Annotated in this window: 19 protein-coding genes; 12 read left to right on the top strand and 7 right to left on the bottom strand. The window is 72.8% G+C overall.

What is annotated here, in order from left to right; genetic code table 11:
- The first annotated feature begins 1 nt into the window (after position 1).
- From DRB96_RS12620 to DRB96_RS12610, 3 genes are read left to right on the top strand one after another with little or no spacing between them, the layout of a single operon-like run.
- On the top strand, positions 2-1,867 hold the full coding sequence (locus DRB96_RS12620) for a non-ribosomal peptide synthetase (RefSeq protein WP_112448539.1): 1,866 nt from the start codon (positions 2-4) through the stop codon (positions 1,865-1,867).
- Positions 1,857-4,304, top strand: coding sequence for a condensation domain-containing protein (locus DRB96_RS44515; RefSeq protein WP_239517723.1), 2,448 nt, complete (start codon positions 1,857-1,859; stop codon positions 4,302-4,304). The genes DRB96_RS12620 and DRB96_RS44515 overlap by 11 nt, the downstream gene beginning before the upstream one ends.
- A 58-nt stretch (positions 4,305-4,362) precedes the next feature.
- Complete coding sequence (locus tag DRB96_RS12610; protein WP_112448538.1) at positions 4,363-5,832, top strand: hypothetical protein; 1,470 nt, start codon at positions 4,363-4,365, stop codon at positions 5,830-5,832.
- Positions 5,833-6,561: 729 nt separating this feature from the next.
- Here DRB96_RS12610 and DRB96_RS12605 read toward each other — a convergent pair.
- Complete coding sequence (locus DRB96_RS12605) at positions 6,562-7,527, bottom strand: pirin family protein (protein WP_112448537.1); 966 nt, start codon at positions 7,525-7,527, stop codon at positions 6,562-6,564.
- Between the two features lie 111 nt (positions 7,528-7,638).
- On the opposite strand from DRB96_RS12605, the gene DRB96_RS12600 reads away from it, so the two are divergent.
- From DRB96_RS12600 to DRB96_RS12575, 6 genes are all read left to right on the top strand, one after another.
- The gene (locus DRB96_RS12600; RefSeq protein WP_112448536.1) at positions 7,639-7,989 is read left to right on the top strand and encodes a tetratricopeptide repeat protein; all 351 of its coding nucleotides are present in this window, start codon (positions 7,639-7,641) and stop codon (positions 7,987-7,989) included.
- 160 nt (positions 7,990-8,149) lie between these two features.
- Positions 8,150-9,355 (top strand): methyltransferase, encoded by a 1,206-nt coding sequence (locus DRB96_RS12595; RefSeq protein WP_204357703.1) that lies wholly within the window; start codon positions 8,150-8,152, stop codon positions 9,353-9,355.
- Between the two features lie 90 nt (positions 9,356-9,445).
- Positions 9,446-10,210, top strand: a complete 765-nt coding sequence (locus DRB96_RS12590; RefSeq protein ID WP_239516116.1) for a MerR family transcriptional regulator — start codon at positions 9,446-9,448, stop codon at positions 10,208-10,210.
- Between the two features lie 119 nt (positions 10,211-10,329).
- On the top strand, positions 10,330-10,983 hold the full coding sequence (locus DRB96_RS12585) for a DUF6230 family protein (protein ID WP_239516115.1): 654 nt from the start codon (positions 10,330-10,332) through the stop codon (positions 10,981-10,983).
- Positions 10,974-11,402, top strand: coding sequence for a DUF6114 domain-containing protein (locus tag DRB96_RS12580; protein ID WP_239516114.1), 429 nt, complete (start codon positions 10,974-10,976; stop codon positions 11,400-11,402). The genes DRB96_RS12585 and DRB96_RS12580 overlap by 10 nt, the downstream gene beginning before the upstream one ends.
- Positions 11,399-12,052 carry a hypothetical protein gene (locus tag DRB96_RS12575; RefSeq protein WP_112448535.1) on the top strand — a complete coding sequence of 218 codons (654 nt, stop codon included), beginning with the start codon at positions 11,399-11,401 and terminating at the stop codon, positions 12,050-12,052. The genes DRB96_RS12580 and DRB96_RS12575 overlap by 4 nt, the downstream gene beginning before the upstream one ends.
- A 97-nt stretch (positions 12,053-12,149) precedes the next feature.
- Here the strand turns inward: DRB96_RS12575 and DRB96_RS12570 are convergent, their stop codons facing one another.
- Entirely contained in the window at positions 12,150-14,909 is a 2,760-nt protein-coding gene (locus tag DRB96_RS12570; protein ID WP_112448534.1) for a penicillin acylase family protein, read from the bottom strand.
- Between the two features lie 229 nt (positions 14,910-15,138).
- Here DRB96_RS12570 and DRB96_RS12565 point away from each other — a divergent pair, with 229 nt between their 5' ends.
- Positions 15,139-15,438 carry a DUF2087 domain-containing protein gene (locus tag DRB96_RS12565; RefSeq protein WP_112453371.1) on the top strand — a complete coding sequence of 100 codons (300 nt, stop codon included), beginning with the start codon at positions 15,139-15,141 and terminating at the stop codon, positions 15,436-15,438.
- On the opposite strand, the gene DRB96_RS12560 is transcribed toward DRB96_RS12565, so the two are convergent.
- Positions 15,411-16,175: a phosphodiesterase gene (locus tag DRB96_RS12560; RefSeq protein WP_112448533.1), complete on the bottom strand. Its 765-nt coding sequence runs from the start codon at positions 16,173-16,175 to the stop codon at positions 15,411-15,413. The two genes, DRB96_RS12565 and DRB96_RS12560, sit on opposite strands and share 28 nt — an antisense overlap.
- 76 nt (positions 16,176-16,251) lie before the next feature.
- Entirely contained in the window at positions 16,252-17,895 is a 1,644-nt protein-coding gene (locus DRB96_RS12555; protein WP_112453370.1) for an MFS transporter, read from the bottom strand.
- A 103-nt stretch (positions 17,896-17,998) separates the two neighbouring features.
- Here DRB96_RS12555 and DRB96_RS12550 point away from each other — a divergent pair, with 103 nt between their 5' ends.
- Positions 17,999-18,880, top strand: a complete 882-nt coding sequence (locus tag DRB96_RS12550) for a helix-turn-helix transcriptional regulator (protein WP_112448532.1) — start codon at positions 17,999-18,001, stop codon at positions 18,878-18,880.
- A 104-nt stretch (positions 18,881-18,984) separates the two neighbouring features.
- Here DRB96_RS12550 and DRB96_RS12545 read toward each other — a convergent pair whose 3' ends face one another.
- Positions 18,985-20,406 (bottom strand): MFS transporter, encoded by a 1,422-nt coding sequence (locus DRB96_RS12545; RefSeq protein WP_112453369.1) that lies wholly within the window; start codon positions 20,404-20,406, stop codon positions 18,985-18,987.
- Between the two features lie 222 nt (positions 20,407-20,628).
- On the opposite strand from DRB96_RS12545, the gene DRB96_RS12540 reads away from it, so the two are divergent.
- Entirely contained in the window at positions 20,629-21,510 is an 882-nt protein-coding gene (locus DRB96_RS12540) for an NAD(P)H-binding protein (RefSeq protein ID WP_112448531.1), read from the top strand.
- On the opposite strand, the gene aroB is transcribed toward DRB96_RS12540, so the two are convergent.
- Together aroB and aroC are read right to left on the bottom strand one after the other, a co-directional pair.
- On the bottom strand, positions 21,456-22,571 hold the full coding sequence (gene aroB, locus DRB96_RS12535) for a 3-dehydroquinate synthase (RefSeq protein ID WP_112448530.1): 1,116 nt from the start codon (positions 22,569-22,571) through the stop codon (positions 21,456-21,458). The genes DRB96_RS12540 and aroB overlap by 55 nt on opposite strands.
- Complete coding sequence (gene aroC / locus DRB96_RS12530; protein WP_112448529.1) at positions 22,568-23,752, bottom strand: chorismate synthase; 1,185 nt, start codon at positions 23,750-23,752, stop codon at positions 22,568-22,570. The genes aroB and aroC overlap by 4 nt, the downstream gene beginning before the upstream one ends.
- Positions 23,753-23,782 lie beyond the last annotated feature (30 nt).

Raw genomic sequence — 23,782 nt, 5'->3', positions numbered from 1 at the left:
CATGACACCCACCACCCCGCAGCCCACCACCCCGCAGCCCATCGACCCGGTGACCGGTGCACCCGTACCGCCGCCGGTGCGGGCGACCACCCTGTCGGCGCTCCTTGCCCGGAACGCCGCACTCACCCCGAACGCACTCGCCGTCGTGGACGGCGACACCACCCTCACCTACGCCGGTCTCCTCGAGGCCGGCCACGCCCTCGCGGCGTACCTGCGCGACCACGGGGTGTCCCGCGGCGACCGGGTCGCGCTGATGACGACACGGTCGGCCCGCACGGTCGTGGCGCAGCTCGGGCTGTGGCTGGCCGGAGCCGTGTGCGTGCCGCTCGACCCCGCCCAGCCCCGGCCGCGCACCGAGGCGATGATCGCCGACGCGGACGTGACGCTCACCGTCGGCGACGGCAAGCTGCTGGACGCGGTCACGCTCCCCGGGCCCGTACTCGCCCTGCCCGAGGAGCCGCTCATGAGCGGCTCGCCGGTCGACGACTCCGACCCGGACAGCCCGGCGTTCATCATGTTCACCTCCGGCTCCACCGGCCGCCCCAAGGGCGTCGCCGTGCCGCACCGTGCCATTGCCGAGCTGGTCACCGCACCCGACTACGTCACCCTCACCGGCCGCGACCGCGTCCTGTTCCACTCGCCCATGACCTTCGACGCCTCGACCTTCGAAGTCTGGGTCGCGCTCGCCAACGGCGCGGCGGTCGTCGTCTGCACCGAGCAGCGGCCCTCCCTGGAGGACCTGGCCCGGCACGTCGAGCGGTACGGCGTGACGGTGGCGTTCTTCACCACCGCCCTCTTCCACCAGCTCGCCGCGCGCCGCTCCCGCGTCTTCACCCAGCTCCGCTCGGTCCTCGTCGGCGGCGAGGCGATGGCCACCGCACCTGCCCGCGAGGTGCTCACCGCCTTCCCCTGGCTGGAGCTCGTCAACGGCTACGGACCGACCGAGACGACCACCTTCGCCACCGCCCACCGGGTCACCGAGCAGGACCTGGAGGGGCCGATACCGATCGGCAGGCCCATCTCCGGGGCCACGGCGCACGTCCTGGACTCCGAGGGCCGCCCGGTGGCCGACGGCGACCGGGGCGAACTGTGGATCGGCGGCAGCAGGCTCGCCCTCGGGTACACGGGCCGGCCCGAACTCACCGCCGAGCGCTTCGTCGAGCATCCCGCCGCCGGCCGGCTCTACCGTACGGGCGACGTCGTCTCCCTCAGGCCCGACGGCATCCTCCGGTTCCACGGCCGCAACGACGACCAGGTGAAGGTCCGCGGCTTCCGCATCGAGCCCGCCGAAGTCGAACACGTCCTGCGCGAGCAGCCGGACGTCGACGACGCCGCCGTGACCGTCGACGGCGCCGGCACCCCCCAGGCGCGCCTCGTCGCGTTCGTCGTCGCCGCGCCCGGCCCGGTGCCCTCCGGCGGAGCGCTGCGCGAGCGTCTCACCGCTGCCCTGCCCGCCCACCTGGTGCCCGACGCGATCACCCTGCTGGGGCGGCTTCCCCTCACCCCGGCCGGCAAGGTCGACCGGCGGGCGCTCACCGGTCGCCCGCACGCGGCCGACAACCGGCCCACCGACGTGCCGGCAGCGGAGATGACACCGCTGGAGCAGGCCGTCGCCGATGTGTGGAGCCAGGCCCTGGAACTCGAAGTCACCAGCGCCGACATCGAGTTCTTCGCCCTCGGCGGCCATTCCCTGCTCGCCCTCGCCGCCACCGAGAACCTCCGCGAGGAACTCGGCGTGGAAATCTCCCTCGCCGAGTTCTTCGCCGCCCCGACCGTCGCCGCGCAGGCCGCGCTGGTCGAACGTGCCCTCCTGGCCGCCCACGGCGACCTCCACCTCGACCTTCCGGAGCACAGCGATGCCCACTGACGCCGACTCCGCGGCACGCGACCGCCAACAGGAACGGCAGGTGGAACTGCTGCGCCTGGCCCGCACCAGAGCCGCCGGGCGCGCGAAGCCCCGTACCGGCACCGGCGCGGCCTCCCGTGAGGACGATCACGCAGCACGCGGCACCGCCCGATCCGGTACCGACCCGCGGGCCGCGAGCGCCCCCCTCTCCCGCGCCCAGCGCCGCATGTGGCTGATGGAGCGGCTCGGCGGCGCGGGCGACTCGTACCACGTACCGTTCGCCACGCGCGTGCGCGGTCCGTTCGACGTGGCCGCGTTCGCCACCGCCGTCACCTCACTGGTGGCCCGGCACGGCATCCTCCGCACCCGCTACACGGAGTGCGAGGGCGAGCCCCTGCAGGAGGTGCTCCCGGCACCGGATGAGGTCCCCGTACCCGTCATCGACACCGACGTGACGCACGCCCCGGGGCTGCTGCGGCGGGAGTCGGCCCGGCCGTTCGACCTCGCGGCCGGCGACGCCGTACGGGCGCTCGTCCTGCGCCACGGCCCGCAGGACCACACGCTGCTCCTGACGTTCCATCACATCGCGGTGGACGGCGCCTCGCTGGAGACCGTGGCCGCCGAACTCGCCGTCTTCTACGCGGCGGCCACCGACGCGGCGGGCCGGCACGAGCTCGCCGCACCGCCGCAGTACGCCGACCACGCGCGCCACGAGCACGAGGGCCTCTCCGGATTCACGGCTGAACTGGACCGCTGGACCGCCCTGTTGGCCGACGCCGCCCCACCGCGCCTGCCCCTGCCGGCGGCGGCCGCGCCGCACACCGGCGCCCGGCCCGCGGCCGTGTGCACCGTGCCCCTCGCGCCCACCGTGCCCGGCGCCCTGCGGGCGCTGGGTGCAGAGCGGCACGCCACGCTCTTCGCGGTGTCGCTGACCGCGGCCTTCGCCGCCCTGCACCGCCTCACCGGCGACGACGACCTCGTCATCGGCGTGGCGGCCACCCACCGCGGCGGAACGGCCATGCGCGGGCTGGTCGGCCTGTGCGTCAACACCCTGCCCGTACGGGTCGACGTCTCGGACGACCCGACCCTCGCCGACCTTCTGCGACGGGTACGCGACGCACTCGTCGAAGCCCAGGGCCGCAGGCACCTCCCCTTCGACCTGGTCCTCGAACGCCTCGGCGCGGGAGCACGCGGCGCTGACGGCACCGCGCTGGTCCAGGTCACCTCCGACGTCCTCGGCGAACCGACGGTCCTCCGCGTGCCGGGTACGTCGGCCGAGTACGTGGACGTACCCACGGACGGCGCGAAGTTCACCCTGTCCTACGGCCTGGGGCTCAGCGACGCCGCACAGCCCGCCGCATTGGTCCAGTACGACGGCAACACGCTGGACGACACCGTGGCGGAGGCCGCCGTACGGGACTACGCGGCCCTGCTCCATACGCTGGCAACCGACCCGGAACTCGCCCTGAGCGAGCTGCCCTTCGCCGCCCCGGGCGTGCCCGGTGCGCGCACCGGGTCCCCGGACCGCACCGACAAGGCCACCACGCAGCCCACCCGGCCCGCGGCTGGTGCGCCGGCTGCGAGGCGCGGCGCGCCAGGGACGCGCCGGCGGAGACCGGCCAGGCGGGGGGGTCGTACTGGGGGTGGCGCAGGACCGACAGCACCGAGTTCCCGATGCCGTTGTACGCGTCGTCGTAGCCCGCGGTATCGAGGCCCCGCGCCCGGGCGCGGGCCCGGCCGCGCCCCGCCGGACCGCCGCGCGTTCCGGGAGCTGGCCTCCGGGGTCTGGGAGAAGCACAGCGGCCCCGTCAGCCAGGCCCTCATCCGGCTGCCCGCCCTGCGCGGAAGCGGCGAGGAGGCGGCCCTGGCCGATCTGATCGCCGTCCACCTCTACCTCTCCTCCTCCCCCGACGACCCGTTCGGAGCCCGCGCCCTGCCCGAGGACGGCGACGGCGCGCTGCGCCCGTACGCCGCCTGCCTGGCCTCCGGTCTGCGGCGCCTTCCCGCGCTGCGGGGCACCCTCGTACGCGCCGTGGCGCCGTCGTCCGTCCCGGACGAGTTGGTGCCGGGCGCGCTGCTGGAGTGCGACGTTCCGCTGGACGTCGTCCACCTGGACGCGCGGCACGCGCCCCAGCCGCCGCCGTCCCACGTCCGCTACGCCATCCGGCCCCTGACCGCCCGCCGCACCTCGGTGCTCTCCCGTGACGGGAACGGGACGCAGGCTCTCTTCGGTACCGGCGCGGCGTTCACCGTCCTGGCCCGCCACGACGCGGCCGGCGCCCTGCCCGCCCGCATCCTGCTGGCCGAACTGCCCACCGGCACCGGCCCCTTCCGGGCCCCCTCGTCCGATGTCGTGGAACGGCTGGACGCCGTCGCCCGCCGTACGGGCCCGGCCGGGGCGACGCCCTGGCCGGACCGGTGCACCGGCCCGTTCCACCGGGCCCAGTCGAGTCCTTGAGCGACGTCGTCGTTCCCGCACCCTTGCTCCTCCTCCCACCCCCGAAAGGCCCACAGCCATGGCAAGCAGAGAGTCCAACCCGGTAGGTGAGAACGCCGGGGGGTCCCCGGTGCGTCGCGCGGCGGCGCTCGCCGTCCTGTCCGAGGAGCCGACGACGGGCCTGTTCCCCGCCGCCCCCTCGGTCACCGGGTCCGCCCCCGCCGGCCCGCAGGCAGGCGCCGTGACCGGGACGCGCACCACGGAGGCGGGCGGCGCGGCCACCGCGACCGCCGCCTCCACCGCGACCGCCACCGCCACCTCGACCGCGACCGCGACCGCCACCGCCACCGAGGCCGCGGAACCTGCCCCGCAGGCGGCCACGGAGCCGGAGGCAGCGGAACCGCAGGCCCGGCCCGCGGCCCGGCAGCCCGCCTCGGCCGCCGCCGTCCCGACCACCACCGAGGCGGCGGCCGCCACAACGGAAACCGCCACCTCCACCTCCACCAACGCCGAAGCCCGTACCGCGACCGAGTCGGCGGCCGAGACCCGACTCGCCACGACGACCCGCTCGGGCACCTCCGGCACGCGCGCCGCCCTCCTGCCCCCGGGGCGGCCCAACAAGCCGATGATCGCCGCGGCCGTCCTCGGCGGGCTGGTCCTCATCGGGTTGCCGTTCCTCATATCCGGCCCCGACGAGAAGCCCCGCGCCGCTTCCTCCGAGACTCCGGCCGGCAGCCCGCTGAACCCCGACGGCTCCGGCCCCGGGCTCGTACCCGGCGAGCAGCGGGTCTCCGTCCCGAGCCCCCCCGCGGTCGGCGGCGAGCAGCCCGGCGCGGCCCCCGGAACCACGGCCGGCGAGCCTGCGGGCAGCCCCCAGGGCTCCGGCGGCGGGGGCGAGGGCAGCTCCCCGGGAGGCTCGAACCACGCGGCGCCGGCCGGGGAGAGCCGTACGGACACCCCGGTGTCCCAGAACCCCGGACAGGTCCCTTCGAAGGGCTCGCCCGGCGGCAACCCGCCCGCGGCCGTCCCGGAGAACCGGCCCTCGGCCGTCACGTACTCGCACCTGATCGGCCCCGGCTGCGAGACCCCCGGGTTCGCCACCGGCGACTTCTACACCGACGGCAACGAGGGCTGGCGCAAGAGCTGGGACAGCACCAAGTCCTATGGCTGCAGCGGCTTCTATTACAGCCTCCCGATGTCCGGCAGTTCACGCTCGGACGGCATCTGGGCGCAGTGGAAGTTCACGACGGACAAGGTGCAGAAGGGTCGCTGCTCGGTCCAAGTGTTCGTTCCGAACGTGCGCGACCTCTCGTACGTCGGCGGCAGCCCGGCCCACTACACCGTCTACCGCTCGTTCACCCAGAAGTCGGGCGACGAGATCGGATCCTTCACGATCAACCAGCCCGCCTCGCTGGGCCAGTGGGTGTCCGCCGGGACCTTCTCGATCACGGACAACAAGATCTCCGTCGTCCTCGACAACCGCGGCAACGGCGCCGACAACCGCCACGCCGCAGCGGCCCCGGTGCGGGTCAACTGCACCGCGTCCTGAGGAGCCGGGAAGGCCGACAGCACGGGGTCCTCTCTCACCCGGCTACTCCGTGATACCGCATAGTGGTACTCGGTGCTACGCAGTACACGGGGGGATCGGAGAGGGGACCCCGATGGACGACCTGACGGAGATGCCGAAGGGCACGCTTGAGAGCTCGTAACACGATCATGAGTCGGGCTTGACCTCGCTAGGTCAACGAGCAGGTGAGACAGCTGATAAGTCGAGCCCCCCCATAGCCGCAGCCGTGCCCCCACACAGCGCCCGCCCCGCGGTTGGTACGTGGAGTGGCCGCCGGCGGACACTCGCTCATCATGGGACGCCTGTCGGCGTAACCTCCGCGGCTTCAACAACGCGCTTTGTTGACTGCCCACAGCGTCGCGCGCCGGCCTCCATGAGAGATGGGCAGCGACCCGCGGCCTTGAGGGAGAGGCCGCCTGAGGAGCTCGCAGCAGCCAAGGGGGGCCAGGGCCGGGGGGGCAGGGCGTGACCGGTCGCCTGCCGGGAGGCGCGCCCTGACTCCCCCTCGAGAAATCTAACTACTCGTCAGTAGAGTCAGCAAAGGGTCAGCATACGCCCGACCAAGCCTGACCACACCCTGACCCACATGCCACTCCGCTTCAAGATCAAAAAATCCCTCCAGGGTCCGCGCTGACTTCCGTGAGGCCTCTGGAAGCGGAACGACTTAGCAGCCGCCGCCTGCGGACCACCCCCCGATGACATTGACGCAGTTCAGCGCGTTCTCCCCCTAGGCTTCAAGCGAGTTGGCGGGAGTTCAGGCGCGGGGATCGGGGGGCCGTCGTAGCCCTTGACCTCGCCGTAGAGGGTGCCGTTCGTCCAGGCCTCGCGGAACTCCTCGATGTCCGCCTGGCTCCGGCCGATCCAGTTCCAGAACATCACGATCTCCTCCTCGAACGGCTCGCCGCCCAGGAGCATCAGGCTCGCGTCCGAGCTCGCGCGCAGGGGGAGGTCCGGGCGGCCGCAGCCGAGGTAGAGCATCGAGCCCGGGAGGAGCGGGACGCCGTCGACGTGGGCTTCGCCCGACATCGACAGGACCGCGTACTCGAAGTCCGGGTCCAGCGGGAGCCGGGTTTCCGTGCCCGCCGCCAGCGTCAGGTCCGCTCCGACGATCGGGCTGTACGTGGACCCCGGCGAGGTCGCCGAGTCCAGCGTGCCCAGGATGACGGTCGCCGCCAGACCCGGGGCGGTGACCTGCGGGAGCTCCGCGTGGTGCTGGAAGTGCGGGTCCACGTCGCGGTGGGCGTCGGGGAGCGCCACCCACAGCTGCGCGCCGTGCAGGAAGCGGGCGTGCGGGCGCGGGCTCTCCTCCGAGTGGCTGATGCCGCGGCCGGAGGTCATCAGGCCCAGCTCGCGCGGGCGGATCGTCGCCAGGCTGCCGACGCTGTCGCGGTGCAGCACCTCGCCCTCGTGGAGCCAGCTGACGGTCTGCAGACCCGAGTGGGGGTGGGGGGCCACCGCCATGCCGGGCTCGTCGGCGATGTCGTCGGGGCCGTAGTGGTCGACGAAGCACCAGGCGCCGACCATCCGGCGACCCAGGTTCGGCAGGAGACGGCGTACCTCGGTGGACCCACCGAGCTTGACGGTGCGCGGGCTCAGGAGCTCGCGTACGGGCTCGGCCACGACGAAACCGCGGCCGCCGCAGGTGGAGAGAGCGGGCTGGCGATCGAGATTGCTCATACGGCACAACTTAGTCCCGGCGCGGTCGCCGCGGTCAGTGGAATGTTCCTCGGGATCCCCGTGTTGGAGGGGCGGACAGAGCGACAGAGCCTCAACGGCGGAAGGGAACCGATGAACGCGCAGCAGGGCTACCTGGAGCACGGGACCGCGGCCGAGCGCTGGGACCGCGGCCTGCTCTTCTTCGAGGCCAAGGAGTACGCGAACGCCGCCCTGGTCCTGGACGGCGTGGCCGCAGAGGCGCCCGAGCTGCTGGCGCCCCGGCTGCTGCTGGCCCGTGCCTACTACCACTCCGCCCAGCTCTCGCGGGCCGAGCGCGAGCTGCGCGCCATCCTGGAGCGGTGGCCCGTGGAGGACTACGCGCAGCTGATGCTCGGCCGGACCCTGGAGCGCCAGGGCCGGGCCGCGGAGGCGGCGCCGCACCTGCGGATCGCCGCCGCGATGGCCGGGGATTTCCCCGAGTAGGTCCCGGGACGTCCCGGCGGTTCCTCGCCCCGTGGGGGGTCGTACAGCCCCATGCGGCCCCGTCCGGCCCCGTGCGGATGACGGGGTGGCACTCCGTACGCCGCTCCCCGGCCCCGCCCATGCGGGGCCGGGGCGGTCCCTCGGTTAGCCTGGGGGCAATATGAACCGTCTGACCACGCCCTTCGGCTCCTTCGAGCTCGCCCGCTTCCCCGAGGACCCGCGCGACCGGCTCTTCGCATGGGACGCCGCCGACGAGTACCTGCTGCGCCACCTCGAATCCGGTACGGGCGAACGCGGCCCGGTGGATCTGGCCGCCGCCGGCCAGATCACCGTGATCGGGGACCGGTGGGGGGCGCTGACGACGGCGCTGGCCGCCCACCACCCCACGCAGATCACCGACTCCTGCCTGACCCGTTCCGCCACCGCGGCCAACCTGGACCGCAACGGCATCGGGACGAGCAAGAGCACCGTGACGCTGCTGACCACGCAGGACGCGCCGCCGGAGCGGATCGACGTGCTCCTGGTACGGATCCCCAAGAGCCTGGCGCTGCTGGAGGACCAGCTCTACCGGGTGGCCCCGCACGTGCACGCCGGGACCGTCGTCGTGGGCACCGGCATGGTGAAGGAGATCCACACCTCCACGCTGCGCCTCTTCGAGAAGATCCTCGGGCCGACCAAGACCTCGCTGGCGGAGAAGAAGGCCCGGCTGATCTTCTGCACGCCCGGGAACCCCGGCGCCGCGCACCCCACGACCGCCGGGCCGTGGCCCGTGACGTACACGGCGGACCAGGAGGCCGGATCCGGCTCGGGGCTGACCGTCGTCAACCACGCCGGGATCTTCTGCGCCGACCGGCTGGACGTCGGCACGCGCTTCTTCCTCCAGAACATCCCGACCAACACGGACGGGGCCCGGGTCGTCGACCTGGGCTGCGGCAACGGCATCGTCGGCACGGCGGTCGCGGTGGCCGACCCGGACGCCGAGGTCGTCTTCACGGACGAGTCGTACCAGGCGATGGCCTCGGCCGAGGCGACGTACCGGGCGAACGTCAAGGGCAGGCTGGACCGCGCCGAATTCCTCGTCGGCGACGGCGTCGCGATGCTGCCGCCCGGCTCGGTGGACCTGATCCTGTGCAACCCGCCCTTCCACTCCCACCAGGCGACGACGGACGCCACGGCGCTGCGCATGTTCGCGCAGTCGCGCAAGGCGCTGCGGCCGGGCGGCGAGCTGTGGGTGGTCGCCAACCGCCACATGGGCTACCACACCCACCTGCGCCGGCTCTTCGGCAACAGCGAGGTCGCCGCGAGCGAACCGAAGTTCGTGGTGCTGCGGGCGGTCAAGCGGCGCGAGCAGCCCCGCCCCGCGTGATCCGCCGGTACGCCCGCCCCGCGTGACCTGCCGGTACGCCCGTCAGGTAACCCGCCGGTAGGTCCGCCTGTTCGTCCTACACTCGGCCGCGTGAGCAGTCAGGTGGATCAGGACAGGACCTCCGGCGGGCGCTACCGGCGGGAAGACGTGGCCCGCGCGGCCGGCGTCAAGGTGCGCAACCTGCGCTACTACCAGGAGCGCGGGCTGCTGCCGCCGCCGCGCCGGGAGGGCCGGATCGCCTGGTACTCCGACGACCACCTCACCCGACTGCGCCTGATCAGCGACCTGTTGGGGCGCGGCTACACCGTCAACGGCATCGCGGAACTGCTGGCCGCCTGGGAGCAGGGCGGCGGGATATCCCAACTGCTTGGCCTGGAGCGGGAGATGACCCGCGACTGGGAGCAGGAGGAGTCGGTCTCCATGTCCCGGGCCGAGCTGCGCGAGCTCTTCGGCCCGACGGCGTCCCCCGAGGACACCCGGCGGGCGGCCGAGTTGGGCTACGTGACGATCGACGGGGACCTCGTCACCCACCGCAGTCGGCGCCTCCTGGAGGCGACCGAGACGCTGGTGCGCGCGGGCGTGCCGCTCGGCGAGGTCCTGGACGCGGGTGACTTCGTACAGGCGCAGGCGGCCGCGGTCGCGGACCGGTTCGTCGCGCTGTTCCGGCAGCACGTGATCGGCCCGGAGGGGCTGGAACAGCTTTCGGCCACGCGGCTTCGGCACATCACGGAGGCGGTGGCGGCGCTGCGTCCGCTGGCCGGCGGGGTCGTGGCCGCCGAGTTCGCCCGGGCGATGGCCCGGCGGGTCGATGCCGAGGTCGCCGAGCTGCTGCGCACGGAGTCTCCTGAGGCGTAACCGGTCAGTAGGAGTCGGCCGAAAAGGTGCGCTCGAGCAACCTTGCCAACCCCCATTGGCACTCTTACATTCAACTCGTCGGTAACAACGGTGCACAGCCGATCACAAGGGACGATCTCATGGCAGATTCCCCGAAGTTACCCGGACCGCCCGGCGAGGGCGCCGACGCAAGAGCCGGTGGCGCGGGCCGCGTCCGCTGGCGCCGGTTCGCCGTCCTGACCGTCCCCGCCGTGGCCGTGACCGCCGGACTCGGCATCGCCCTCGCGCAGGGCGCGCTGGCCGCCTCCTTCGCGGTGTCGGGACAGCAGTTCAAGGTGTCGGCGAAGAGCCTGGAGGGCGAGGGCTTCGCGCAGTACGGCAGCGTCGACGTCAACGCCCGCGAAGAGCTCATCCCGGTGGCCGTCACCGCCATCAGGGAAGCGAAGCTCAACAGCCTCTGCCAGTCGGTGGTCACCACCCTCCCGATCATCGGCGACATCTCGCTCAACCTCACCGCCGGCCAGAAGACCCCCGTCGAGGCGACCAACCTCTTCGTCGACGCCACCCAGTTGTCCGGCGACGCGGTCTTCACCAACATCGAGATCGGCCGGGACGCCTCCACCCTCGACAAGGGACCGGCCGAAGCGGTGGGCATGCAGGACCTGTTCGCCCAGCAGGCCGACACGGTCAGCATCACCGACCTCCACCAGACGGCCTGGGCCACCAACGCGGGCACCTTCAAGCTCTCCGGTCTGAACATGAGCATCGCCAAGGGCAAGAAGGAATGCTTCTGAGCCGCTGGCGGCGGTGGCGGCGCGGCCGACCGTTCTGGGGCGGGCTCTTCGCCATCCTCGCCGGGGCCGAGATCTGCGCCCTCCCGCTGGCCCCCCTGAAGATCATGCTCCAGCAGGGGGTGGCGGGGATCCCGTCCGTCCTGATGGGCGTCGTCATGATCGTGCTCGGCCTCACCGCCTGGTTCTCGCCGGCCCAGCGCGCTCTGGCCGGCGTCCTCACCACTCTCATCGCCACCGCCGCGCTGGTCCTCTCGAACCTCGGCGGGTTCCTGATCGGCACCCTGCTCGGCATCCTCGGCGGCGGCCTGATGTTCGCCTGGCAGCCGTACGCCGACCGGCGGTCCCCCGCGGTCACCCCCACGACCGCACCCGTCCCCGCTCCCCCAACGCACCACGATCCCCAAGGAGCACAGCCATGAGCCGTACGCGTACCACCCTCGCGCTCGCCGCGGCCACCGCGGCCGGAGCCTTCTGCCTGGCCCCGCTCTCCGCCACCGCCGCGCCGTTACCCCTGGCCGGGTCGACCACCGTCACCCCGGCCGGGCACGCGTTCAAGGCCACGCTCAGTGGCAAGGCCACCCTCAAGGCCGGTTCGGTGACGGTGACTTGTACGGTCTCCGTCTCCACCGGCACGGTGCCGGCCGCACCCGGCAACAACAACCCGGCGGGCCCGGTCTCCTCCCCGATCTCGCCGCCCACCTACAGTTCCTGCACCTCCAGCATCCCGGGCGTGACCCCCACGGTCACCACCAGCGGTGCCTGGACGGTGTCGATGCAGAACGGCTCCCCCATCACCGCCACCATGAAGGTGCCCACGGGCGGGCTCGTCGTGCACACCACCGGGCTCGCGGTCTGCACGGTCACCGCGGCCCCCTCCGGCCCCGCGAACGTCAACGGGACCTGGACGAACGGCGCCCCGCCGAGCCTGACCTTCACCAACGCCTCGGTGCCGGTCACGGTCACCGGCGGGTTCGGCTGCCCGACCAGCGCGACCTCGTCCACCTTCAACGCCGTGTACAAGGTCACCGACACCACCAACCCGGCACAGCAGATCACCGTCGGCCCCTGACGCACCCCCGCACGAAGAGGCCCGCCGGCCCCGGAGCGCTCGCGTTCCGGGACGGGCGGGCCTTCGTGCGGCCGGCGGGCTTTCGTGCGCACGGGCCTCAACGGTGGGCGGGGAACTCCACCACCTGCTGGTAGGTCGGCCGGTTCTGCCAGTTGATCTGCGGGTGGGCCAGGCCGCCCACCGGGCGCTGCACGATCGCGTCCGCGCACCACTGGTTGCCCGCGGCGCAGGTCCCGTCCGCCGGATAGACGGCGGCGGGCGTGGCGGCGGCCGCCTGCTTCAGCGTCGCCGTCATGACGTCCCGGCAGCCGGCGAGCGAGCCGCCGCCGCAGTAGGCCCGGGCCAGCGGTCCGGCCACCGGGCGGCCGAGCACCGTGCGCAGGTCCTTGTCGGCGTAGCTCCACCAGCCGTACTGGAAGGCCGACCCGGCGTGCGAACCGGTGGGCCCGTGGCCCGCGTTGGGTGCCTCGTCCACGGTCAGGGAGGCGCGCAGGGCGTCGTACAGCGGGGCCCCGAGGCCGGGCTTGAACTCGGCCTCGACGAGCAGCGGCCACCAGGCGTCCATGATCCGGACGGCGTCCGCGTGCGCGTACGCCTTCGAACCGGGCGCGGCCTCCTTGCGTTCGGTGCCGGCCGCCTGCCAGGCGGACAGCTTGTCGATCGCGGCGCTCACGGCCGGGTCCGTGGCGGGCGCGCTGCGCAGCACGGCCAGCAGCTCGGGCAGCAGGTTCTCGGCGCGCAGGTCGGTGACGGCGGCGTCCGCCATGGCCTGGGTGAGCTTGGCCCGGGTCACGCCGCCCGCCGCGACGAGCGTCTTGACCCGCTGGTCGATGAGGTCGCCGCGGTGGACGGAGCCCATCCCGAAGCCGGCCGCGGAGTAGTCCTTGGCCTGCTTGTTGTTCCAACTGATGTAGTAGTCCTGCCCGATGGACTGCGGGTGCTCGGCGGGCGGGGTGTAGGAGGCGGTGTTGGCGGCCGGGTCGAAGCCCTGCCACTCGTACTGCCGCTTCGCGTGTACGGGGAGCGCGGCGTCAACGCCGGGCGGCCGGACCGGGTTCAACCCGCTGTTGTAGTAGGCCGCTTCGCGCGAGTCGGCGTAGAACCAGTTGAAGGCGTAGCCAATGCGCCGGGCCGCCTCCTGGAAGGTGCGGGAGTCCTTCACGTAGGAGGGGTCGTTCAGCATCTGGAAGCCGATGATCGAGTCGGCCTCGTGGCGGTAGGTGGAGCGCAGCGCGGTGTAGGCCACGGGCTTGCCCTCGACGGTCGCGCGGTGCGTGACGATGCCGTAGTGCGTGCGCCAGACCTGCATCCGGTAGGAGCCGTTCGGCGTGGAGTCGGCGACGGAGGACTTCCAGGCGTTGGTGTGTTCCAGCTTCTCCATGGGCGTGCAGGTGCCCCGGTAGAGGTAGGAGGTGCTCGCCTTGGTGGGGGCGCCGCCGCCCGGCTCGCACAGTTCGACGGCGAAGGTGTCGGTGATGTCCTGGCCGGCGGAGGTGGCGCTCCAGGCGTAGTCCTGGCCGCGGCCGAGCTGTACGTACATGCTGACGCCGGCGAAGGAGGCGCCGCGCGCGCTGATGCCGGGGCCCTGGAGCTCTTGGAGCATGAGGAGCTGGGGGGCGAGGTAGCCGGTCTGCGGTCCGAAGACGGCGACCGGGTGGCCGCTCGCGGTCTTCGATCCGGAGACGAGCAGGGCGTTGGACATGCTCGACTTCATGAGCTTCGGCGGGTTTGCCGCCGCGGCGGCCGTGGCCGCGCCCGTACGGTCGTACACGAGCTGTTCGGCGGTGACCGAGCCGGCGTCGGGCAGGGCCGCGCCCTGCGGGTTCGCGGGCTTCTGGGCGTAGGGGAAGCTCGAGCCGTCGTGCACGGTGAGCACGGCTTCCGGGTCCTCGCGCTCGCGGAAGGATTCCCAGACGCGGGTGCCCTCCTCCAGGCCGTACTTCTGCTGCGCGGACAGCAGGGAGAGCGCGGCCTGCACCTCGCCGCCTCCGCCGCCGCCGAACAGGCCGCCGACGACGGAGGCGAGGGCGATCAGGTCGGTGAGCTTGAAGGGCTGGATCTCACCGGCGTTGGTGATCGAGTTGATGTGCCCGGTCAGCACGTACTCGCCGGGGAAGTAGCGGCCGTTCTTGGACTGGACGCGGTAGGCGTTGATGCCGTCGATGTAGGCCTGGGCGTCCTCCATCGCGAGCCGCCCGCGCTCGCCCTCGGTGGTCCGGATCCGGTCCACCTGGGCCTGGAGGTCCGCCTCGGTGTACGGGGCCTGCGGCCAGAACTGCTGCTCCAGGCCCTGATTGGCGAGGGCGCCGCCCGCGAAGGGGGTGAGGTCGCCGCGGCCGACGTGCCGGAAGAGGTCCATCTGCCAGAGCCGGTCCTGCCCGGCGGCGTAACCGGCGCCGTAGGAAGTCCCGTAGCGGGTGGTTCCCTTGATGTGGGGGACCCCGGTCTTCTTGTCCCGGGTGATGGTGACGTCGGGGCGCGGGCTGGTGGTGGACTCGACCTGGTTGCCCGGGACGCCGAAGGAGGCATCGTTGAAGAACTCGTTGACCTTGGCGTCGGTGAGGCCGGGGTAGCCGGCCACCAGGGAGTCGTAGCGGGCCAGTTGGTCGGAGGCGTGGGCGGGCATGGTCCCGAACGCCTTGTGCGCGAGGATCTGGGCGAGGGTGGCGTTGCCGCTCTGGCCGGGCGGCAGGATGTCGGCGCACTGCTGTCCGCAGTAGTCGGCGATGGGCAGCGGCACCGGGGTGTCGGACCCGGCGGCCGGCGCGGCCGATGCGGCCGGGGCCAGCAGGGCCGCGCCGAGGGCGATGAGCGCGGCGGCCGCGGCTGCTTTGACGCGGGTGGTGGGGCGTCGCATACGTGCTCCTCCGTGGGGGGCAGGAACCGGTCACGGGGAGGGTACTGGCAGGTGCTACTTCTCAGTAAGATGAATGACCGTCACTTTTTGCCGGAGTGCGGCACGTTGAGGCATGTTGCGGCGGGGTGCGGCATATTGCGGCGGGGCGCCCTGGAGCCCGCCGCGCAGGAAGGCCTCCGGGGCGAAAATCCGTTGCCGAGGGGTGCCGGGGCGGGTGAAGCTCCATGACATGTCACAGAGCTCCGTAGAAACCCGTCCGCACGCACAACGAGGCGTCGGCGACCTCTTCACCGCCGGCGGCCGCCTCGCGGCCATCCCGCGCAAGGCGGCCCGCCGCGAGCAGTTGCTCGTCCACCTCGCCGAGACCCTCTTCGCGGCGGACCGCGAGTACACCGAGCCCGAGGTGAACCGGCTCCTCCTCACCGTCCACGAGGACTGCGCGGCGCTGCGGCGGTACATGGTCATCGCCGGTCACCTCACCCGGACCCGCGACGGCGCCGGCTACCGGCGGGCCACGACCACCCTGTAGTGCGTCGTCAGGCGCCCGTCCCCGCCGATGACGTGGAAGGCCACGGCGGGCGGCTCGTCGAGGTGGATGTACTCGCTGGCGCCGGACGCCGCCTCCCACGGGAGCCGGGTCGTGGACACCACGCCCGGCGCCACGAGCAGCGGCCGGCCCGCGAAGGTGGTCGCCGCGCCCGTGTGGGCGTGCCCGCACAGGAACGCGGTCAGGTGCGGGTGCCGGTCGACGAGCGCCGCCAGCCGCTCCTCGCCGAACTGCCTGATCCCGTCCACGTAGGGGATGTGCAGCGGGACGGGCGGGTGGTGGAAGGCGACCAGCACCGGCACCTCGCGCGGGGTCCCGGCGAGCACCCCGTCGAGCCAGGAAATCGTCGAGTCCTCCAGGTGTCCGCGGTGTTCGCCGGGGACCGACGAATCGCACACCGCGAGCACGAAGCCGTCGCCGCGCAGCACCTGGTCGACCGGGGCCCCTGACGGGCGCTCCTCCCCCAGCAGGCCGCGCCGGAAGGCGGCGCGGTCGTCGTGGTTGCCGGGGCAGGCGACCAGCGGGTGCCGCGAGCCGAGGGCCTTGCGCGCCTCCTCGTACTCCTCCGCGCTCCCGTGGTCCGCGATGTCCCCGCTGACGAGCACCGCGTCGAGGGCGTACGGGAGCTCCTCCAGGTATTCCATGACGGCGCGGGTGCGCTCCGCGGCCCGGCCGCCTCCGTCGAGGTGGACGTCGCTCAGGTGGGCTATGACGATCACGGGTGGTGGCTCCTTCGGTCCGGGCCGCAAAATCTATCGGCTCGCGGCGCCGGACCGGGCTGCGGAGAGGAGCGGTTCAGGCCGTGTTCGTCACCCGGTCGTTCGCGGACTCGCCGTGGATGTCGGAGCCCGGCTTGCCGGACGCCGGCGCGTCGGAGCCCGGCGCGTCGGAGCCCGGCGCGTCGGAGCCCGGCGCATCCGAGCCCGGCGCATCCGAGCCCGGCACGTCCGAGCCCGGCGCCTCGGAGCCCGACGCGTCAGGCGCCGACCTGGGGAGCCAGCGCAGGGCGACCGCTCCGAGTACGGCGTGCAGCAGGCCGGCCACCACCACGACGACGTGCAGGGCGGTGACGAACGCGGACTTCGCGTCCTGGGCCGCTGCCGCCGCGAGGGCCGGGAGCTGGAGGGTCTCGTCGAGGGTGGGAGCGAGGTCCGGGCCCTGGAGGCGGAAGAGCAGGGCGGCGAGGGAACCGAGGATCGCGATGCCGAGGGCGTTGCCGAGCTCGTTGCTGGTCTCGGCGATCGCGCCGGCCGAGCCCGCCCGCTCCGCGGGGACCGCCCCGACGGCGGTGTCCGCGACGACGCTGAAGGAGATGCCGTACCCCACGCCGGCGAGCGCGGTCGAAGCGACGTACCAGCCGATCCCGCCCGTGATCGTGGTGGGGAGCAGCAGCAACAGGCCGCCGGCGATGGAGAAGTGGCAGACGATGAGCGCGGCCCTCTTGCCGATGCGCTCGACGACGGCCGGTGTGACGATGCAGGCCATCGTGAGAACGGCCGCGCCGGGGAGCGCCAGGAGTGCCGCGTGCAGGACGCTCAGGTCCAGTACGGACTGGAGGTAGATGCCCGACAGGAACGCCGTCGCCGACCACGCGGCCAGCGGCAGCAGGCCCGTGATGATCGCGATCGTGAAGACCCGGTCGCGGAAGAGGGAGAAGTCGATCAGCGGGTGTTCGAGGTGCTGTTGGCGCAGGGCGAAGAACGTGAGCACCCCGATGCCGAGGAGCATCGTCGCGATCGCCAGGGCCGACACCCCGTCCGCGGCCAGGTGCTTGATCCCGTAGATCGTGAGCAGCAGGCCTCCGGCGGAGGTGACCACGCTGAGCAGGTCGATGCGGCCCGTCCCGGTCGCCCGGACCTCGCCGAGGAGGACCGGCGCGAACACCAGGAACGCGACGATGACGGGGAGGTTGACGAGGAAGACCGAGCCCCACCAGAACTGCCCGAGGAGGGTGCCGCCGACGATCGGGCCGATGGCGAACCCGGCGGCGAAGGCGGCCGCGAAGATCCCGATGGCCTGCGCCCGGCGCCGGGGGTCGGGGAACAGCTCGCTCAGCACGGCCAGCGCCGAGGGCAGCAGGGTCGCGCCGGCCACACCCATGAGCGCCCGGCAGGCGATGAGGAGTTCCGGGGTCGGCGCGAAGGCCGCTCCGGCGGACCCGAGTCCGAACACGGTCGCGCCGATCATCAGGAGCTTCAGCCGGCCGTAGCGGTCACCGATGCTGCCGAAGGCGACCAGCAGGGAGCCGACGGCGAAGCCGTAGATGTCCAGGATCCACAGTGCCTGGTCCGCGGTGGGTGAGAGGGCTTGGCTGATCCGCGGCATCGCCAGGAACAGGATCGATCCGTCCATGGAGACCAGGAGGACCGGTCCGAGGATCACCGCGAGCCCGAGCCATGCCCGCAGGCCGGGTGCGTTGTGCGCACGCTGTTGAGTCATGTTCTCGACGGTCCGGCACGGCGCGGCCGCCAGCCATCCCCCTGCCGTGGGTACACCCGACAGGTACACCCACGGAGCCGGCCGGCATCCTAGGCTTGGGTTCATGGAGAGCCTCGGAACGTTCCTCAAGAGCCGCCGCGACCGGGTCACTCCGGCTGAGATCGGCCTGCGCACCTACGGCACGTCCCGCCGGGTCCCCGGTCTCAGGCGTGAGGAGCTCGCCCAGCTCGCCGGAGTGAGTGCGGGCTACTACACTCGGCTGGAGCAGGGGCAGGCCGACGCCGCCTCCGAGCAGGTGCTCGACGCGCTCGCCCGGGTGCTCCGGCTCGATCAGGTGGAGACCGTCCACCTGCACAATCTCGCCCGGCAATCCGTGAAGCCCGGTCTGTGCGAACCGCCCCGTGAGGACCCCCACCCGCGCGTCCTCACGCTCCTGGCCTCCCTCGGCGAGGCCACGCCCGCGGTGGTACTCGGCAGGCGGGGAGACGTACTCGCGTGGAACCGCACCGGGCACGCACTCGTCGCCGAGCACATCCCCTACGAGGCACCACGGCACCCGCAGTCGCGTCCGTCGGTCCCGCGGATGTTCTTCCTCGATCCCCACACCCGCGACACGTACCGCAACTGGCCCGAGCTCGCCCGCGTCCACGTCGCCTACCTGCGGCTCACCGCGGGCCGGTACCCCACCGACTCCCGGCTCGCGGGACTGATCGGCGAACTCGCCATGGGCAGCGCCGACTTCGCCACGATGTGGGCCACCGGCGACGTCTCCGACTGCACCGTCGGGGTCATGGACCTGCAGCACCCCACCGTCGGCGCGGTGAACGTGGACTACCAGGTGTGGCTCCAGCCCGACAGCCCCGACCATCGGGTCGAGATCTACACCCCCAACGACCCGGCCTCCGCGGACGCGTTGCGCGTCCTGAACCAGCAGAGCGGCCGGGCCGCAGGGTCGGAGTCGACCGCACGGGCCGGACAGCGCTGAATCCGCGCGCGCTCCTCCCGTACGACGTCCGCGAAGGGGTGCGGCTTCGTACGGGAGGAGCGCGGCAGGTACGGCGGAGTACGGCAGGGAATGCGGGGACGCGCTCAGGACACGGCCTGCTCCTCCCGGCGCGGGAGCTCGGGCTCCCCGTTCCGCTCCTCGCGCGGCAGCCAGCGCAGCGCGAGGAAGCCGAGCGCGAAGGTGAGCGCGGCGGCGACGCCGATCGCCGCGTGCAGGCCGGTGACGAAGGCGTCCTTGGCCTGGGCGGCGGTCTCGCCGGAAAGGCCCGGGGTGGCCAAGGTCGTATCGAGGGTGCCCGCCGTACCGGGGCCGAGGAACCGGAAGAGGAACGCGGCGAGCGAGCCGAGCAGGGAGATGCCGAGCGCGCCGCCCAGCTCGTTGCTCATCTCCGCGATCGCGCCGGCCGAACCGGCCCGCTCCGGGGGCACCGCCGCGACGGCGGTCTCCGCGACCAGGCTGAAGGAGAGCCCGTAGCCGACGCCCGCGATGACGGTGGAGGCGATGTACAGCGCCGCACCGCCGGTGGTCCCGGTGAAGAGCAGCAGCAGGAGCCCGGCTCCGATGAAGAAGTGTGAGGCGATCAGTGCGGCCCGCTTGCCGATCCGCTCGACCACACCGGCCGTGCCGATGCAGGCCGCGGTGAGCACGGCCGCCCCGGGCAGTGCGAGGAACGCCGCGGTCAGCACGCTGAATCCGAGCACCGACTGGAGGTACACACCGCTGAGGTAGCCCGCCGCGGCCCAGGCCACCAGGGAGAGGAGCCCGGTCAGAACGGCGACGGTGAAGACCCGGTCACGGAAGAGTTTGAGGTCGAGCAGCGGCTCCTCTAGCGTGAACTGCCTGCGCACGAACCAGACCAGGATGGCGACGCCCGCGATGCCGGCGGCCGACTGCCCGGCCGAGAACCCCTCCGCCGCGAGGGCCTTGACCGAGTAGACGGCGAGCAGGATGCCGGCCGCCGACTGCGCCACGCTCAGCGCGTCCACTCGGCCGGGCCGGGCCTCGCGGACGTCCTTGAGGAGCTTCGGGGCGAACGTCAGGAAGACCACCACGACCGGGAGGTTGATCAGGAACACCGAACCCCACCAGAAGCGGTCGAGGAGCAGGCCGCCGGCGACCGGTCCGACCGCGAAGCCCGCCGCGAAGGTGGCCGCGAAGATGCCGATCGCCCGGGCGCGCTGCTTCGGGTCGGGGAAGAGGTTGCTGACGATCGCCAGCCCGGAGGGCAGCAGTGTGGCGCCGCCGAGACCCATCAACCCCCTTGAGGCGATGAGGAGTTCCGGGCTGCCGGCCAGCATGGCGCCGGCCGATCCGATGCCGAAGAGCATCGCTCCGCCGAGCAGGAACTTCAGCCGGCCGTGCCGGTCGCCGAGGCTGCCGAACGCGATCAGCAGCGAGGCCACCACGAAGCCGTAGATGTCGACGATCCACAGCGCCTGACCGGCACTTGGGGAGATCGCCCCGTTGATGCTCGGCATCGCGAGGTAGAGCACCGAATTGTCCATCGCCACCAGCCCGACCAGGCTGAGGACGAGGGTGAAGCCGAGCCAGGCCCGGCGGGGTGTGGTGCTGCGCGTGGTCAACGTACTTCCTCCGGGGTGAGTTCCGTCCGAAATCGGGGACACGACTGCTCAACAAAAAGCATAGGGTTCATTATTATCTTCTCGTGGTGGGCGCCCCCCGGACCAGATGTGGCTGGCCGCGGGGCCGGAGATGGGAGAGATGCCTTGCGTATTGCGCTGACAGGCGCGACGGGGACGGTGGGCGGCCAGGTGGCACGCCTCCTCTCCCCGCAGCATCACCTGCGCTGCCTGACCCGCTCCCCGGAGCGGGCGGCCCGCTTACGGGTGCCGGGCCTGGCCGTCGAAGCCGACCTGGACGACCCCTCCTCCCTGACGCGGGCGCTGACCGGGGCGGACGCGCTCCTGGTGGTGACGTTCGACCCGCTTCGGGCCGCTCATGACGAGCACGTCCTCGCCGCCGCCCGCCGGGCCGGGGTCCGACACGTCGTGAAGCTCTCGGCCCTCGCGGTCACCGATCCGCAGGCGCAGGACGCGATCACCCGGTGGCAGCGCGACTGCGAGGAGCGCGTACGCGCGTCCGGGATGTCCTGGACGCTGCTGCGCCCACGCGCCTTCATGTCCAACAGCCTGGGCTGGGCCCAGACCGTGCGCGACGGCGGTGTGGTGCGCACGCTGCACGGCGCTTCCCTGAACTCCTGCGTCGACCCCCGGGACGTGGCCGAGGCGGCGGCCCGTGCCCTGACCTCCCCGGAGTGCGCGGGACGGGCGTACGCGCTGACGGGGCCGAGCCCCGTGTCGGCCCGGCAGCAGGTCGAACAGTTGGGGGCGGTGCTCGGCCGTCCCGTACGGCATGAGGAGTTGGCGGAGTCGGAGGCCCTGGACGCCTGGGGCTCCCGCTTCCCCGCCGCACTCGCGCAAGCACTCCTCGAGAGTGCGAACCGGCAGGCCAAGGGGGCCAAGAGCGGAGTGGGCCACGGGGTGCGCGAAGCGATCGGCCGGGAACCCGGCACCTTCCGGGCGTGGGCGGGGCGTCACATCTCCGCCTTCCGTGTGGGGGAGCCCGAGAAGGCGCAGCCCTCGACGTAGGCGGTGTGCAGGACGGCCGGGTCGGGGCCCTCCAGTACGGCCGGCCTGGCGAGACCGTCGAGGACGATCAGGCGCAGCAGGTCGCCGCGGGACTTCTTGTCGATCCGCATGGCGGCCAGGAGCTCGGGCCACTGGTCACCGCGGTAGGCCACCGGGAGGCCCACCGACTCGAGGACCGCGCGGTGCCGGTCGGCGGTGGCGTCGTCCAGACGTCCTGCGGCGCGGCCGAGTTCGGCGGCGAACACCAGGCCGACGGAGACCGCCGCACCGTGCCGCCAGCGGTAGCCCTCGTTCTGCTCGATGGCGTGGGCCAGGGTGTGCCCGTAGTTGAGGATCTCGCGCCGGCCGGCCTCCTTGAGGTCCTGCGAAACGACTTCCGCCTTGACCCGGATCGCACGCTCGATCAGCTCCGCGGTGTGCTGTCCCGCGGGGGTGCGGGCGGCCTCCGGGTCCGCCTCGACCAGGTCGAGGATGGCCGGGTCGGCGATGAAGCCCGCCTTGATGATCTCGGCGAGGCCGGAGACGTAGTCCTCGACGTCCAGCGACTCCAGCGCCGCCAGGTCGCACAGCACCCCCGCGGGCGGGTGGAAGGCGCCGACGAGGTTCTTGCCCTCGGCGGTGTTGACGCCCGTCTTGCCGCCGACGGCCGCGTCCACCATGGCGAGGACCGTGGTGGGCACCGCGATCCAGCGCACCCCGCGCAGCCAGCCGGCCGCGACGAAACCCGCCAGGTCCGTGGTGGCGCCGCCGCCGATGCCGACGATCACATCGCTGCGGGTGAAGCCGGCCCGCCCCAGGGCCCGCCAGCAGTGGGCGGCGACCTCGACGGTCTTGGCCCCCTCCGCGTTCGGCACCCGGATGGCGACCGCCTCGTATCCCCGGGCGGCGAGATCCTCCCGTACGGCCTCCCCCATCGGGGTCAGCGCCACCGGGTGGATCACCGCGACCCGGTGCGCGGGCCCGACCAACGGGCCCAGTTCACCCATGAGTCGGTGCCCGACCAGGACCTCGTACGGGTCCGTCCCGGCGCTCGCCCCGACGGGGATGCGGACAACGGTCATGCGATCTCCAAGTTGCCCAGGAACCCGTGCACGTTGCGGCGGGTCTCGGCCGTGCTGTCGCCGCCGAACTTCTCCGCCACCGCGTCGGCGAGGACCAGCGCCACCATCGCCTCCGCCACGATCCCGGCGGCGGGCACGGCGCACACGTCCGAGCGCTGGTGGTGGGCGACGGCCGCCTCCCCGGTGCTGACGTCCACGGTGGCCAGAGCGTGCGGAACCGTCGCGATCGGCTTCATCGCGGCCCGTACGCGCAGGAGTTCACCGGTGGACAGTCCGCCCTCGGTGCCGCCGGACCGGCCGGAGGAGCGCCGGATGCCGTCGGCCGTCGGCACGATCTCGTCGTGGGCCCGCGAGCCCGGTACGCGCGCCAGGCCGAAGCCGTCGCCCACCTCGACCCCCTTGATCGCCTGGATGCCCATCAGCGCACCGGCCAGCCGCGCGTCCAGCCTGCGGTCCCAGTGCACGTGCGAGCCGAGGCCGACCGGCACACCGTGGGCGACGACCTCGACGACGCCGCCCAGGGTGTCTCCGTCCCTCTGGGCCCGGTCGATCTCGGCGACCATCGCCCTGCTCGCGTCCCCGTCCAGGCAGCGCACCGGGTCCGCGTCGAGCCGCTCCACGTCGTCCGGCGCGGGCACCAGCCCGTACGGGGCCTTCGCGGCTCCCAGCTCCACCACATGGCTGACGATCTCGATCCCCGCCGTCTCCTTCAGGTACGACCGGGCCACCGCTCCGAGCGCCACCCTCGCCGCGGTCTCCCGCGCGCTGGCGCGCTCCAGCACGGGGCGCGCCTCGTCGAAGCCGTACTTCTGCATCCCCGCGAGGTCGGCGTGGCCCGGACGCGGACGGGTCAGCGCGGCGTTGCGGGCCAGGCCCGCCAGTTCCGCGGGGTCGACCGGGTCGGCCGCCATCACCTGCCGCCACTTCGGCCACTCGGTGTTCCCCACCATGACCGCGACCGGGGAACCCAGCGTGAGCCCGTGCCGCACACCGCCGAGGAAGGTCACTTCGTCCTGCTCGAACTTCATCCGCGCGCCGCGCCCGTGGCCGAGGCGCCGCCGCGTCAGCTCGTCCACCACCATCCGCGTGGTGATCGGCACGCCGGCGGGCAGGCCCTCCAACGTCGCGACGAGTGCGGGGCCGTGCGACTCCCCCGCGGTGAGCCAGCGCAGTCTGCTCATCGTTTCCCTGCTCTCCTCTTGTCCTCATGG

The organism is Streptomyces sp. ICC1 (genome assembly GCF_003287935.1).
Taxonomy (GTDB): Bacteria; Actinomycetota; Actinomycetes; order Streptomycetales; family Streptomycetaceae; genus Streptomyces; species Streptomyces tritrimontium.
Note: the sequence above shows the minus strand (reverse complement) of the source record. Positions and strands in the feature narration are given on the sequence as shown.